Genomic DNA, 13,879 nt, shown 5'->3' with positions numbered 1-13,879 from the left:
CAAAGAAGTAATATCCACTATGACTCATGTCGCGAAAAAAATTCTGGTAACGTGCGCGCTGCCGTACGCCAACGGCTCAATCCACCTCGGCCACATGCTGGAGCATATCCAGGCTGATGTCTGGGTCCGTTACCAGCGAATGCGCGGCCACGAGGTTAACTTCATCTGCGCGGACGATGCTCACGGCACGCCAATCATGCTGAAAGCGCAGCAACTGGGGATCACCCCGGAGCAGATGATTACCGAAATGAGTCAGGAGCATCAGACCGATTTTGCTGGCTTTGATATCAGCTACAACAACTATCACTCCACACACAGCGACGAAAACCGCGAGCTGTCGGAGCTGATTTACACGCGTCTGAAAGAGAACGGTTTTATTAAAAACCGCACCATTTCTCAGCTCTACGATCCGGAAAAAGGCATGTTCCTGCCGGACCGTTTTGTGAAAGGCACCTGCCCGAGATGTAAATCGCCGGATCAGTACGGCGATAACTGCGAAGTGTGCGGCGCGACTTACAGCCCGACTGAGCTTATCGATCCGAAATCGGTGGTCTCCGGCGCGACGCCAGTGATGCGTGAATCTGAACACTTCTTCTTCGACCTGCCGTCGTTCAGCGAAATGCTGCAGGCATGGACCCGCAGCGGCGCGCTGCAGGAGCAGGTGGCGAACAAAATGCAGGAGTGGTTTGAATCCGGCCTGCAACAGTGGGATATCTCCCGCGATGCGCCGTACTTCGGTTTTGAAATTCCCAACGCGCCTGGCAAATATTTCTACGTCTGGCTGGATGCGCCGATCGGCTATATGGGCTCCTTCAAGAACCTGTGCGACAAGCGCGGCGACACCACCAGCTTCGACGAATACTGGAAGAAAGATTCCGACGCCGAACTGTATCACTTCATCGGCAAAGATATCGTTTACTTCCACAGCCTGTTCTGGCCTGCGATGCTGGAAGGCAGCGGTTTCCGCAAGCCGACCAACCTGTTCGTTCACGGCTATGTGACGGTGAACGGCGCGAAGATGTCGAAATCACGCGGCACCTTCATTAAGGCCAGCACCTGGCTGAACCATTTTGATGCCGACAGTCTGCGCTATTACTACACGGCGAAACTTTCTTCTCGCATCGACGATATCGACCTGAACCTGGAAGATTTCGTGCAGCGCGTGAATGCTGACATCGTCAACAAAGTGGTTAACCTGGCGTCCCGTAACGCGGGCTTTATCGCCAAACGTTTCGACGGCGTGCTGGCGGCTGAACTGGCTGATCCGGCGCTATATCAGACTTTCGTTGACGCTGCTGACACCATCGCGGAAGCGTGGGAAAGCCGTGAATTCGGCAAAGCGATCCGTGAGATCATGGCGCTGGCCGATGTCGCCAACCGCTACGTTGATGAACAGGCACCGTGGGTGGTGGCGAAGCAGGAAGGCCGCGATGCCGATCTGCAGGCTATCTGCACCATGGGTCTGAACATGTTCCGTGTGCTGATGACCTGGCTGAAGCCGGTACTGCCGTCACTGACTGAGCGCGCCGAAGCGTTCCTCAACACCGAACTGACCTGGGACGCTATCCAGCAGCCGTTACTCAGTCACAAGGTCAACGCCTTCAAAGCGCTGTATAACCGCATTGAGATGAAGCAGGTGGAAGCACTGGTAGAAGCTTCGAAAGAAGAGGTGAAAGCCGCTGCCGCTCCGGTTACCGGCCCGCTGGCGGACGATCCGATTCAGGAAACCATCACTTTTGATGATTTCGCGAAAGTGGATATGCGTATCGCGTTGATTGAAAACGCGGAATTCGTTGACGGCTCTGACAAGCTGCTGCGTCTGACGCTGGATCTCGGCGGCGAGAAACGTAACGTCTTCTCCGGCATTCGTTCCGCGTACCCGGACCCGCAGGCGCTGATTGGTCGTCTGACGGTAATGGTCGCTAACCTGGCGCCGCGTAAAATGCGCTTTGGCATCTCTGAAGGGATGGTGATGGCCGCCGGTCCTGGCGGGAAAGACATCTTCCTGTTAAGCCCGGACAGCGGTGCGCAGCCAGGCCAGCAGGTCAAATAACCATCACACTTCGGGCAACGCAACGTTGCCCGATTTATTTCTCGTCTGCTCTCACCAGTAGCGTCAGCACTTCATAATGTGCGGTATGCGGAAACATATCGAACAACTGCACGCGCGCAACGCGATACCCCGGAAGATGGCGGAAATCACTGACCATCGTCTGCGCATTACAACTCGAATAGATGATATATGACGGTGCCATCTGGCTCAGGTAGTCGCACAGCGCTTTACCCGTGCCGCGACGCGGCGGATTGACCAGCACCAGATCGGGAATATCGCCCTGCCCGGTTGCAAAACGCGTGGAGTCGAGCGCCTGAAAATGCAGGTTTTGCAATCCCAGTTCCGCGGCAGACTGTTTCGCGCAGGCAATGGCTTCTGGCGAAATTTCAATGCCGGTTAAGGTCATTTCCGGCGTCGCGCAGTGCAGACCAAAACCGCCGACGCCGCAGAACAAATCCCACATATGCTGAACCGGCAGTTGCCGTACCCAGTCGCGGGCGGTGGCATACAATTGGCTCGCCACCGTCGGGTTGGTCTGGAAAAAGCTTTGCGGACGGATCCACAGAGGGACACCATTAAACATCTCCGCCAGCGCCTGCTGCTCCGTGAAGAAGATCTCCTGCTCTCCTTCCAGGATTGCCATATGCACCGGCTGGATATTTGCGGTGATGACCTTAAGCTGCGGTAATTGCGCCTGTAGAGACGGTAACGCCGCGCGTAATTGCTCCAGTTTGCTTTCCGAACGCAATACAAAACGCAGCATCATGCCGCCATCGCGCTGGCTTTCGGTCAGCAACAGATACTTCAGCTCGCCGCGTTTACGGGCGACGTTATAGGGCGTCAGCCCTGCGCGGGCAATAAACGGTTTGAGGGCGGCAAACACCGGGTAAAACGAGGCCGGATAGAGCGGACAGGTGGTCAGATCTTCCGGCGTGCCGTCGCGGTGCAGCATGCCGAGCAGCGGTTTTTCCACGCTGCCACTGACCACCATTTTGGCTTTATTACGAAACCCCTGCTCCGGGCCGCTGACCGGCGCGCACCACTCTGTCACCGGCATGGACGCCAGCAAATGGCGAAGATCATCCATTTTTGCCGTGAGTTGTTCACTGATCGGCTGCGCTATCCACTGACAGGAGCGACAATGACCGGCATCATAGAGTGCGCACTGCATACAAAGGCCTTAATACATTCAGGGGCGGGGATTGTATCACCGTTATTGTAAGCGGAAAAACCGACGGCTGGCGGAGGGGATAAAAAGCAGAAACAGCACCAGAATATCAGGAAGTTTTTGCATCATCAGCGAGCGTAAAATTTCCCGTTTTGAGCCACCGGCGATACTGAAAAGTTCCGGATAACCGTAACCGAGCGACGACGCCCAGAGATAACCGGTGGCGATAACTTGCGTCAGCAGATATACCCAGCGCGCCCAGTTGCGCCCTTTCACCAGCGAGAAAGCGCAGTAAATTTCGATAAATACCAGCACCAGGCTACTGAGGAAAACCAGCGTCAGGCTCCACGTCTGCACGCTGCGGTGGATAAAATCCATGATGCCGCGCACACCGAGCAGGTTAAAGATCATCAGTAAATCCAGCGCCCGGATCAGGATAATGGCGAGCGCCGCCACCTGCACAATGGCAGGGACGTTCATGCGGGCATGCGACTGACGTGTTTTGGTAAAAAATCCCACAGCTTACTTCCCTGAAAACTGTGCCGCGACAGGCGCGGCACTTTCGCGGAGGAAATAGTAAATCCTTCAGCCACGTCTTGCACGCTGGATATCGCGCACCCGCTGCTTTTCTGCGCGAGCCATTAAATACCAGGCGATTAAACCCACAATCCCCACCACACCGAGGATCAGCGTCGCCAGGGCGTTAATCTCCGGGTTAACCCCCATGCGCACGCTGGAGAACACCAGCATCGGCAATGTGGTGGCGCCCGGACCAGAAACGAAACTCGCAATCACCAGATCGTCGAGCGACAGCGTAAACGCCAGCAGCCAGCCGGAAATCACTGCGGGCATAATCATCGGCAGCGTAATGATGAAAAAGACTTTCAGCGGCGTGGCGCCAAGATCCATCGCCGCCTCTTCAATGGAGCGATCCAGTTCACGCAGGCGCGAGGAGATCACCACCGCGACATACGCCGTACAGAACGTGACGTGCGCCAGCCAGATGGTCAGCATACCGCGCTCTGACGGCCAGCCGATGGCGTGCCCGAGGGCGACGAACAGCAGCAACAACGACAGACCGGTGATCACGTCCGGCATGACCAGCGGCGCGGTGATCATAAAAGCAAAGCCGTTGGAGCCGCGAAAACGCCCGAAGCGCACCATAACCACGGCGGCAATGGTGCCGAGGATCGCCGCCATGGTCGCCGCCAGCGCGGCAATAGTCAGGCTCAGCCCCACCGCGCTCATCATGGCGTCGTCATGAAACAGCTCGCTGTACCAGCGCGTGGACCAGCCCGCCCACACCGTCACCAGTTTTGAACTGTTGAAGGAGTAGATCACCAGCATCAGCATCGGCGCATACAGAAAAGTAAACCCGAGCACCAGAATAAAAATACGCCACGGGGAGCGCACTACTGGCAGATTGTTCATCCGTGTTCTCCCATCTGTTTTTGCTGATGTTTGTGGAACCACATGATCGGCACAATCAGCAGCAGCAACATGATAATCGCCACTGCGGACGCTACCGGCCAGTCACGGTTATTGAAGAATTCCTGCCACAGCACGCGACCAATCATGATGCTGTCCGGCCCCCCGAGCAGTTCCGGGATCACGAATTCCCCGACCGCCGGAATGAACACCAGCATCGAACCGGCAATGATGCCGCCCTTCGTTAGCGGCACAATCACGCTGAAGAAGGTTTTCAGCGGCCGCGCGCCGAGATCGAGCGACGCTTCCACCAGTGAGTAGTCGATACGGGTCAGCGCGGTGTAAATCGGCAGCACCATAAACGGTAGATAGGCATAGACAATCCCGATATACACCGCGAGGTTGGTGTGCAGGATCGTCAACGGCTGGTCGATAATGCCTGCCCACATCAGGAAATTATTCAGCACACCGTTGTTTTTCAGGATCCCCATCCAGGCATACACGCGGATCAAAAATGAGGTCCACGACGGTAAAATCACCAGTAGCAGCAGGATATTGCGCGTGGATGGTCTGCTGTGCGCTACCGCCCAGGCCAGCGGATAACCCAGCAGCAGGCAGCAGAACGTAGAGATCGCCGCCACCTGCAACGACTGCAGGTACGCTTCAAAATAGAGCGGGTCATCGGTCAGTTGCAGGAAGTTGCCGATATTCAGCGTCAGCGAGAGCTGATCGTCCGCCCACTCAATAAGATCGGTGTACGGCGGAATCGCCCGCGCCATCTCGGCGAGGCTGATTTTGAACACGATCAGGAATGGCAGTAAAAACAGTAGAATAAGCCAGATGTACGGCAGCGCAATCACCAGTTTGCGGCCATGCCGCATCTGCATACGCGCCAGCCACGGTGCAAAGCCCGTCGGTTTTACGGCGCTAACGGGTGGTTCTAATGTACTCATCGCCCCTCCTTACACCGTCAGGACCACACAGCTGTCGGCATCCCAGCACAGCCGCACTTCATCGCCCCATGTCGGCAGACCTTTACGGTAGCGATGGGCATTCTGCAGCTGGGCGCTGAGCATCTGACCACTTTTGAGGCGCACGTGATAAATGGAGAGATCGCCGAGATAGGCGATGTGCACCACTTCGCCGACGGCAAAGTTGTAGCCGTCCGCGGGCGGCTCTTCGCAGAGCATGATTTTTTCCGGGCGCAACGCGACGTACACCGGTACGTTGTCGACCACGGAAGCATCCGGGTCGACCTTCAGCGGATGTACCAGCCCCGGCGAGTCAATCACCAGACCATCGTCCTGGCGATCTTTCAGCAGCCCTTCAAAGACATTCACCGAGCCAATAAACTCTGCGCTGTAGCGGGTGGTCGGATGCTCATAAATCTCTTCCGGCTCACCAATCTGCACAAACTTGCCACGGTTCATGATGGCGATACGCCCGGCCATGGTCATCGCCTCTTCCTGGTCGTGAGTCACCATGACGCAGGTCACACCAACGCGCTCAAGAATATCCACCACTTCGAGTTGCATCCGGTCACGCAGTTTTTTATCCAGTGCGCCCATCGGTTCGTCGAGCAGCAGCAGTTTTGGCCGTTTCGCCAGGCTGCGCGCCAGCGCCACGCGCTGACGTTGCCCGCCAGAAAGCTGGTGCGGTTTGCGTCTGGCAAACTCCTGCATATGCACCAGCGTGAGCATCTCCTGCACCCGACTGGTGATTTCCGCTTTCGGCAGTTTGTCCTGCTTCAGGCCAAACGCGATGTTTTGCTCCACCGTCATGTGCGGAAACAGCGCGTAGGACTGAAACATCATGTTGATCGGTCGCTGGTAAGGCGGCACGCTGGAGAGATCGACACCGTCGAGCACAATCTGCCCGGCAGTAGGATGTTCAAACCCGGCCAGCATACGCAGCAGCGTGGATTTCCCGCAGCCGGAGGGGCCGAGCAGGGCAAAAATTTCGCCTTTATAGATGGTCAGGCTGACGTCATCAACGGCATGTTGTCCGTCGAAGGATTTCGTCAGGTTGCGGATTTCCAGCAGCGGGGTCAGCGCTTTGCGGGTTTTCGCCTGTGGGCGGGGGGTCGCGTCGTTCAATCGGGTGCTCTCCGGCAAAAAAACAAGCATCAGTATGGACCGGTGCCATACAAAGTCTTTGTAGTGCAGGCGCACCGTTGTGGTGCGCCTGCTGCCGGGCAATGGAGCCTGCCCGGCGGGTAAAACTGTCGAAACGCGCTAATTACTTCCCGCTTTTGACTTTCGTCCATGCACGGGTACGTACGCGGTCAATCTTCGGATCCTGGACTTTCAGGGTGAACAGTTTGGCCTGTACATCCGCTGGCGGGTAAATGCCAGGGTTGTTACGAACCTCTTCGCTCACCAGCGCCGTCGCCTCTTTATTGACGTTGGCGTAGTAAACATGGTCAGAGATATGCGCGATCACGTCCGGACGCAGCAGGTAGTTCAGGAACTGGTAAGCTTCGTCTTTGTTTTTCGCATCCGCTGGCATCGCGAACACGTCAAAGAATGCCAGCGCCCCTTCTTTCGGGATGGAATAAGAAATATTCACACCGTTTTTCGCTTCTTTTGCACGGTTCGCCGCCTGCCATACGTCGCCCGCCCAGCCGATAGCCACGCAGATATCGCCGTTGGCCAGGTCGTTGATGTATTGCGAAGAGTGGAAGTAGCGAATATTCGGACGCAGCTTCAGCAGCAGTTCCGTCGCCGGGCCGGTGTAGTCATCCGCTTTGGTGCTGTTCGGATCTTTGCCAAGGTAGTTCAGCACAGTGGCAAACACCTCTTCTGGCGCATCGAGGAAGGAAACGCCGCAGCTTTTCAGTTTTTCCAGGTTTTCCGGTTTCAGGACCAGATCCCAGCTGTTCAGCGGGGCATCCGCGCCCAGCGCGGCTTTGACTTTATCGACGTTATAGCCAATACCGGTGGTCGCCCACATATACGGCATCGCGTATTTGTTATCCGGATCGTGACGCGCGATAAGCTTCAGCAGTTCCGGATCGAGGTTTTTCCAGTTTGGCAGTTTACTCTTGTCGAGCGGCTGGAATACACCCGCCGCAAGCTGGCGTTCAAGGAAGCTGGCAGACGGAACGACCAGGTCAAACCCGGTACTGCCCGCCATCAGTTTGCCTTCCAGTACTTCGTTGGAATCAAATACGTCGTAAACAACTTTAATTCCGGTTTCTTTTTCGAAATTCGCCACCGTATCCGGCGCGATATAGTCAGACCAGTTGTAGACATGCAGGGTTTTCTGTTCAGCCGCGAGCGAACCAGCAGACACGGCCATCAGTGCACCCGTCACCAGACCGGTTAACCATTTCTTACTAAAAGCGGTCATATCTCTTTCCTTCTCAACGATTGTTAATAAATGAACCAAAATATTTGAGCCTGGAAGCATGCAAAAACCATGCATATTTTGTCATTGTGTACAGAAAAGGAGAGACGGCGCTCCCCTGCGGTTACAGCTCGCTTTCGGCGTAATCCCACCATTATTAATGGGATAACACCGGGGCATCGCAAGAATAACTGTAGCCAGGGTTGCAGGCTATAGCTCAGATTAAAAAACGCCTTTTATCAATTTTTTTATGCAAGATCACTCTATTCGATAGAGCTAACGCGGCGGAATGGTGGTGAATAATTCTTTAATGAAAGGTTAAACGCAGAATAATCAAACAAAACAGGCAGCCGCGCTGGCAGCGACTGCGCTTATCTGAGGGGGGATCAGTGAAGAAAATGGTACTGGATCTCTTCTTTTGGCAGATCTTCTTCTTCCGGTTTGTAGAGCAACTGATGCGCTGAAGCCTCAAGGATCACCATCGAAATCTGCTCTTCGCTCTGACGGACAAACCAGGCGAATTGCTCAAGCGACACCCCGGCACCGGCGGATAAAGACTGGCAAACCACCAGTTTCGGCAGATTATCATCCTGAATATCCAGGAACGCTTTGATGGTCAGCGAACTGGCATTGATGGAAGAAAGATCGGCGGAGAGTGTCAGCAGTGCGGAAGGCTTCACTTCGGCAAGCGCGGAAAAGAGAATGACATCATCGAGAAGATCGATTTTGGCATCGAAAATGCCGTCAAAATTTTGCATATGCGGCAGGTGCAACGCCTGACAGGTATCGCATTCGAAAAAGTTTATGCCGAGTTCATCGAGCCACTGACGTAACGTGTCAAGACCCGGAACGACGAGTGAAGCCATATGCCTGAGACCTTTAGCTGAGAAATAACGGGGCACATATTACGCATAAAGTCTGACATATACTATGAAAGCCGTCGAAAATGACACTATCCGCCAGTTTTCAGACAAAATCCCGGCTGCGCGTGGCGTTCAAGCCATTGAATCATACGCCCGGCGATATCAATACCGGTGGTTTTCTCAATGCCTTCCAGCCCCGGCGATGCATTGACTTCCATCACCAGCGGTCCGCGTGATGCGCGCAGAATATCGACGCCCGCCACATCCAGACCGAGTGTCTGCGCGGCTTTGATGGCAATCTCCCGCTCGCGCGGCGTAATGTTGGCAATCGTCGCCACCCCACCACGATGCAGATTCGAGCGAAAATCACCGTCTTTTGCCCGGCGTTCAATAGCGGCGACCACATCATTGCCCACCACCAGACAGCGGATATCACGCCCTTTCGCCTCCTGGATATACTCCTGCACCAGAATATGCGCGTTAAGCCCGCGAAACGCGTCAATGACGCTTTCTGCCGCCTGGCGTGTTTCCGCCAGCACCACGCCAATTCCCTGCGTCCCTTCGACCAGTTTGACCACCAGCGGCGCGCCGCCAACCATGTCAATGAGATCGCTGGTGTCGTCCGGGGAATGGGCGATGCCGGTCACCGGCAGGTCAATTCCCTGACGCGCCAGCAGTTGCAACGAACGCAGTTTGTCGCGCGCACGCATGATCGCCACGGATTCATTCAGCGGATAGCTACCGAGCATTTCAAACTGGCGTAGCGCCGCCGTGCCGTAATAGGTAATGGCGGAACCAATACGCGGAATGACCGCATCGAAATGAGGTAGCTGGCGGCCTTTGTAATGAATAGAAGACGCCGCCGGATTGATATTCATATAGCAGGAGAGCGGATCGAGGATCTCGACCAGGTGGCCGCGCTGCATGGCGGCCTCCCGCAGGCGTTTACAGGACCAGAGCGTTCCGTCCCGGGACAATATGGCAATCTTCATCCTGCACCTCTTCTGACATCTGAAAAAGACCTGGGGAAAGTGGGCGTATCATACACTTAGTCAGGCGCAGGCTGAACGGGATTTTAGCGTATCGCCCAACCCTGTTTATGTAAGTAATCAAGGATAAACGGACGCGTTTCCTTAATGACGGTGCGGCGAATATGATCGCTCCAGGTATCCCGGCGTGCATTGCTGTCGCGCGTCAGATAGTAGCGGGCCATTTCCTCGTCATATTGCGCCAGAATCTGTTCATCGACGGGCTGATATTCATTTTCATGCACCAGCATCGCCGCAGGCATTCGCGGTTTCAGTCCGGGGTCGTCCGCGGGCCAGCCGAGGCACAGACCAAACAGCGGCAGCACATGTTTTGGCACTTTCAGCGCCTCGCCCACCGCTTCAATGTTGTTTCGAATGCCACCGATGAAAACGCCGCCCAGTCCTAACGACTCTGCCGCCGCCATCGCGTTCTGCCCCATCATCGCGGTATCCACCGCGCCAAGCAGCAACTGTTCCGCCCTCCCCAGACTGGCATCAGGGCAGATTTGCAACAGGCGATTAAAATCGGCGCAAAATACCCAAAACTCCGCCGCCTGCGCCACATGTTGCTGGCCGCCGGTGAGCGTGACGAACTGTGCGCGTAAATCCGGGTCGGTCACACGAATAATCGAACTGCACTGCAGAAAACTGGAGCTGGAAGCCGCCTGCGCGCTGGCAATTATGGCGTTGCGTTGCGCCTCGCTGATGGGCTTATCCGTAAAATGGCGGATGGATCGGTGGTTGCGCAGCAGATCAATAGTCGGCGTCATCACGTTTTTTCCTTTCAGAATGTGAAGAAGGGGTTTTGTCGCCCTGCATCAGTTGTGGCGCAATACCCTGCGCCAGTTTCCAGAACAGTGCGAAAGCCGCCGGAAGCATCAAAAAAATACCCGCGAAAATCATCACCACCGCCGCCATCTGGCTGGCAAATGGCGCAGGCAGGCTGATGTACTGATTCAGCGACAGCCACGCCAGGGCGAGTAATATCATCCCTGCCGCTTCGAGGATCAGGACGCTTTTCGGTAACGCGCCGAGCGATTTCATGGACGTTCTCCGGCAGACTCTTTTCAGATGAGAATAACAAGAGTCATTATCAATACAAACCCTAAGCAATCGAAACGACAGGTAAAACCTTCTTTCCCTCGCACGCCGCTGGCGTCATCATAAGCGCTATTCGCCGTCAGGCTTTAGGTTAAGGAGAGAAACAATGTTTGCTGTTATTTTTGGTCGTCCGGGTTGCCCTTACTGTGTTCGCGCAAAAGAACTGGCTGAAAAACTGACCACCGAGCGTGACGATTTCAACTACCGTTATGTTGATATTCATGCGGAAGGGATCACCAAAGCCGATCTGGAAAAAACCGTCGGTAAACCGGTCGAAACCGTACCGCAGATTTTTGTCGATCAGACGCACATCGGTGGTTGCACGGATTTTGAAGCGTGGGCGAAAGAGAATCTCGGTCTGTTCGCGTAACGTTTTATTGACGCCCCGCCGGGGGCGTCAACGATCACTGCGTTTGTTTCCCAGCAGACTACAGATAAACAGCCCGCACAGCGCCCCCAGCGCGCACCAGAACACCGCACTGAATAACCATGCCAGTTCCTGCCAGAAAGACCGTTGCGTCGCCAGATACAAACGCATCAGCAGTAAACATAACGGCATTGCCAGAATCGCGCCCAGCACCGGAAATACAACGCTTCCCCTGACGGAAATAATACTCGCCAGCGCCCCAGGGATGAGGAAAAAGAGTAAACCCAGTTCAGAATTTCCGGACGCAGAAAACGCGCCTTTCATATGCAAAGAAACTGAAAAGCAGACCACAATAAAAAGTAAGAAACAGCAGGCCACGCCTACCCAGCCATGTACAGACTTCAAAGAATCCTCCTGACAGCATCTCTATCAAACTCATGATTTGCCCCGAAAGGCCCCCAGTCAGATAAAGCATTCAGGCATTCCATGCCAATAAGCGCTTACACGTATAAAAACGATTGTGACTAGCCGTAGCATCGCGGAACGATTAAACTAACGGGCTTAATTTGATGGTTATTACCGCTTCAGGAAAAGCGCATTTTCCCTTTCAGATTCCAGGGAAACCTTAGCCCAAATAACCATTTCTTTCAACAACTTACTAGTAAACAAGAAGTTAGCTTCCGTGAATATAAACGTCGCAGATTTGTTAAATGGGAATTACATCCTGTTATTATTTGTGGTACTGGCGCTCGGTCTTTGTCTCGGAAAATTGCGTCTGGGCCCGGTCCAACTTGGTAATTCCATTGGCGTTTTAGTGGTCTCCCTCTTATTAGGTCAACAGCATTTCAGCATTAACACTGACGCATTAAATCTGGGCTTTATGCTGTTTATTTTTTGTGTAGGCGTGGAAGCCGGACCTAACTTTTTCTCTATTTTTTTTCGCGACGGTAAGAATTATCTGATGCTGGCGCTGGTCATGGTCGGTAGCGCGCTCATCATTGCGTTAGCGCTCGGAAAACTGTTTGGCTGGGATATTGGCCTGACGGCCGGTATGCTTGCCGGTTCGATGACCTCCACGCCGGTGCTGGTCGGCGCGGGCGATACGCTTCGTCATTCCGGCATGACCGGAACGCAACTCAACTCGGCGCTTGACCATCTGAGCCTCGGCTACGCCCTGACCTATCTGATTGGGCTGGTGAGCCTGATTGTTGGCGCGCGTTATCTGCCGAAACTGCAGCACCAGGATCTGCAAACCAGCGCGCAGCAAATCGCCCGCGAGCGCGGTCTCGATACCGACATCAACCGCAAAGTGTACCTGCCGGTCATTCGCGCCTATCGCGTCGGCCCTGAGCTGGTGGCCTGGGCTGATGGCAAAAACCTGCGCGAGCTGGGTATCTATCGCCAGACGGGTTGCTACATTGAGCGCATTCGCCGCAACGGTATTCTCGCCACGCCAGACGGCGACGCGGTATTGCAACTGGGTGATGAAATCGCGCTGGTGGGTTACCCGGACGCCCATTCCCGCCTTGATCCGAGCTTCCGTAACGGCAAAGAAGTGTTCGACCGTGACCTGCTGGACATGCGCATCGTGACGGAAGAGATTGTGGTGAAAAACCATAACGCCGTCGGTCGCCGCCTGGCGCAATTAAAACTGACTGACCACGGTTGCTTTCTCAACCGCGTGATCCGCAGCCAGATTGAAATGCCGATAGACGACAACGTGGTGCTCAACAAAGGCGACGTTTTACAGGTCAGCGGCGACACGCGTCGTGTGAAAACCATCGCCGATCGCATCGGGTTTATCTCGATTCACAGCCAGGTCACCGATCTGCTCGCCTTCTGCGCTTTCTTTATCATCGGCCTGATGATCGGCATGATCTCCTTCCAGTTCAGCACCTTTAGCTTTGGCGTCGGCAATGCCGCCGGACTGCTGTTCGCCGGGATCATGCTTGGCTTCCTGCGAGCCAACCATCCGACCTTTGGCTATATTCCACAGGGCGCGCTGAACATGGTGAAAGAGTTCGGTCTGATGGTATTTATGGCAGGCGTGGGCCTGAGCGCGGGCAGCGGCCTGACCCACAGCCTCGGCGCGGTCGGCGGGCAAATGCTGATCGCCGGATTGATCGTCAGCCTGGTGCCAGTGGTGATTTGCTTCCTGTTCGGGGCATACGTTTTACGAATGAACCGCGCACTGTTGTTCGGCGCGATGATGGGCGCCCGCACCTGTGCTCCGGCGATGGAAATCATCAGTGATACGGCACGCAGCAACATCCCGGCGCTGGGCTATGCAGGCACCTACGCAATAGCCAACGTACTGCTGACGCTGGCGGGCACGCTCATCATCATTATCTGGCCGGCATTAGGATAAAACTGAAGTTTGCAAGCAGAAGAAAAAATTTATGTGAACTACAGAACTTTTTTATCGGACATCAGTCATAAGTAATGCCACTGCTTTTCTTTGATGTCCCCATTTTGTGGAGCCCATCAACCCCGCCGTTTCGGTTCAAGGTTGATGGGTTTTTT

At 54.8% G+C, this 13,879-nt stretch carries 14 protein-coding genes; 3 read left to right on the top strand and 11 right to left on the bottom strand.

The genetic code is table 11. From position 1 onward, the window contains the following. Positions 1 to 19 precede the first annotated feature (19 nt). Entirely contained in the window at positions 20 to 2,053 is a 2,034-nt protein-coding gene (gene metG / locus AOY23_RS15420; RefSeq protein ID WP_054180238.1) for a methionine--tRNA ligase, read from the top strand. A gap of 34 nt (positions 2,054 to 2,087) precedes the next feature. Here metG and rlmC read toward each other — a convergent pair whose 3' ends face one another. From rlmC to AOY23_RS15370, 10 genes are all read right to left on the bottom strand, one after another. Next, positions 2,088 to 3,224 (bottom strand): 23S rRNA (uracil(747)-C(5))-methyltransferase RlmC, encoded by a 1,137-nt coding sequence (gene rlmC, locus AOY23_RS15415; protein ID WP_054180237.1) that lies wholly within the window; start codon positions 3,222 to 3,224, stop codon positions 2,088 to 2,090. Positions 3,225 to 3,266: 42 nt separating this feature from the next. After that, entirely contained in the window at positions 3,267 to 3,701 is a 435-nt protein-coding gene (locus AOY23_RS15410) for a YbjO family protein (RefSeq protein ID WP_054180364.1), read from the bottom strand. Positions 3,702 to 3,806: 105 nt separating this feature from the next. Continuing rightward, entirely contained in the window at positions 3,807 to 4,652 is an 846-nt protein-coding gene (gene potI / locus AOY23_RS15405) for a putrescine ABC transporter permease PotI (RefSeq protein ID WP_054180236.1), read from the bottom strand. Then, positions 4,649 to 5,602 carry a putrescine ABC transporter permease PotH gene (gene potH, locus AOY23_RS15400; RefSeq protein WP_054180235.1) on the bottom strand — a complete coding sequence of 318 codons (954 nt, stop codon included), beginning with the start codon at positions 5,600 to 5,602 and terminating at the stop codon, positions 4,649 to 4,651. The genes potI and potH overlap by 4 nt, the downstream gene beginning before the upstream one ends. 9 nt (positions 5,603 to 5,611) lie before the next feature. Next, positions 5,612 to 6,745: a putrescine ABC transporter ATP-binding subunit PotG gene (potG, locus tag AOY23_RS15395; protein WP_152958577.1), complete on the bottom strand. Its 1,134-nt coding sequence runs from the start codon at positions 6,743 to 6,745 to the stop codon at positions 5,612 to 5,614. 142 nt (positions 6,746 to 6,887) lie between these two features. Continuing rightward, positions 6,888 to 8,000 carry a spermidine/putrescine ABC transporter substrate-binding protein PotF gene (gene potF, locus AOY23_RS15390; protein WP_054180234.1) on the bottom strand — a complete coding sequence of 371 codons (1,113 nt, stop codon included), beginning with the start codon at positions 7,998 to 8,000 and terminating at the stop codon, positions 6,888 to 6,890. A 383-nt stretch (positions 8,001 to 8,383) separates the two neighbouring features. Further along, positions 8,384 to 8,863 (bottom strand): type III secretion system chaperone family protein, encoded by a 480-nt coding sequence (locus AOY23_RS15385; protein WP_054180233.1) that lies wholly within the window; start codon positions 8,861 to 8,863, stop codon positions 8,384 to 8,386. An 86-nt stretch (positions 8,864 to 8,949) separates the two neighbouring features. Beyond that, positions 8,950 to 9,852, bottom strand: coding sequence for a 30S ribosomal protein S6--L-glutamate ligase (gene rimK, locus AOY23_RS15380; RefSeq protein WP_054180232.1), 903 nt, complete (start codon positions 9,850 to 9,852; stop codon positions 8,950 to 8,952). 83 nt (positions 9,853 to 9,935) lie between these two features. Continuing rightward, on the bottom strand, positions 9,936 to 10,658 hold the full coding sequence (gene nfsA, locus AOY23_RS15375; protein ID WP_054180231.1) for an oxygen-insensitive NADPH nitroreductase: 723 nt from the start codon (positions 10,656 to 10,658) through the stop codon (positions 9,936 to 9,938). After that, positions 10,642 to 10,932, bottom strand: a complete 291-nt coding sequence (locus AOY23_RS15370) for a YbjC family protein (protein ID WP_054180230.1) — start codon at positions 10,930 to 10,932, stop codon at positions 10,642 to 10,644. The genes nfsA and AOY23_RS15370 overlap by 17 nt, the downstream gene beginning before the upstream one ends. A 163-nt stretch (positions 10,933 to 11,095) precedes the next feature. On the opposite strand from AOY23_RS15370, the gene AOY23_RS15365 reads away from it, so the two are divergent. Next, a complete protein-coding gene (locus tag AOY23_RS15365; protein WP_038159980.1) occupies positions 11,096 to 11,359 on the top strand; it encodes a GrxA family glutaredoxin in 264 nt (87 codons plus the stop codon). A 27-nt stretch (positions 11,360 to 11,386) separates the two neighbouring features. Here AOY23_RS15365 and ybjM read toward each other — a convergent pair whose 3' ends face one another. Beyond that, positions 11,387 to 11,761: an inner membrane protein YbjM gene (gene ybjM / locus AOY23_RS15360; RefSeq protein ID WP_054180229.1), complete on the bottom strand. Its 375-nt coding sequence runs from the start codon at positions 11,759 to 11,761 to the stop codon at positions 11,387 to 11,389. Positions 11,762 to 12,038: 277 nt separating this feature from the next. Here ybjM and AOY23_RS15355 point away from each other — a divergent pair, with 277 nt between their 5' ends. Further along, the gene (locus AOY23_RS15355) at positions 12,039 to 13,724 is read left to right on the top strand and encodes an aspartate:alanine antiporter (RefSeq protein ID WP_054180228.1); all 1,686 of its coding nucleotides are present in this window, start codon (positions 12,039 to 12,041) and stop codon (positions 13,722 to 13,724) included. The last annotated feature ends 155 nt before the right edge of the window (positions 13,725 to 13,879 follow it).

Origin of the sequence: Trabulsiella odontotermitis (assembly GCF_001297775.1) — a bacterium.
GTDB classification, from domain to species: domain Bacteria; phylum Pseudomonadota; class Gammaproteobacteria; order Enterobacterales; family Enterobacteriaceae; genus Trabulsiella; species Trabulsiella odontotermitis.
The sequence above is the reverse complement of the archived record's forward strand: the minus strand, read 5'-3'. Positions and strand labels throughout refer to the sequence as shown.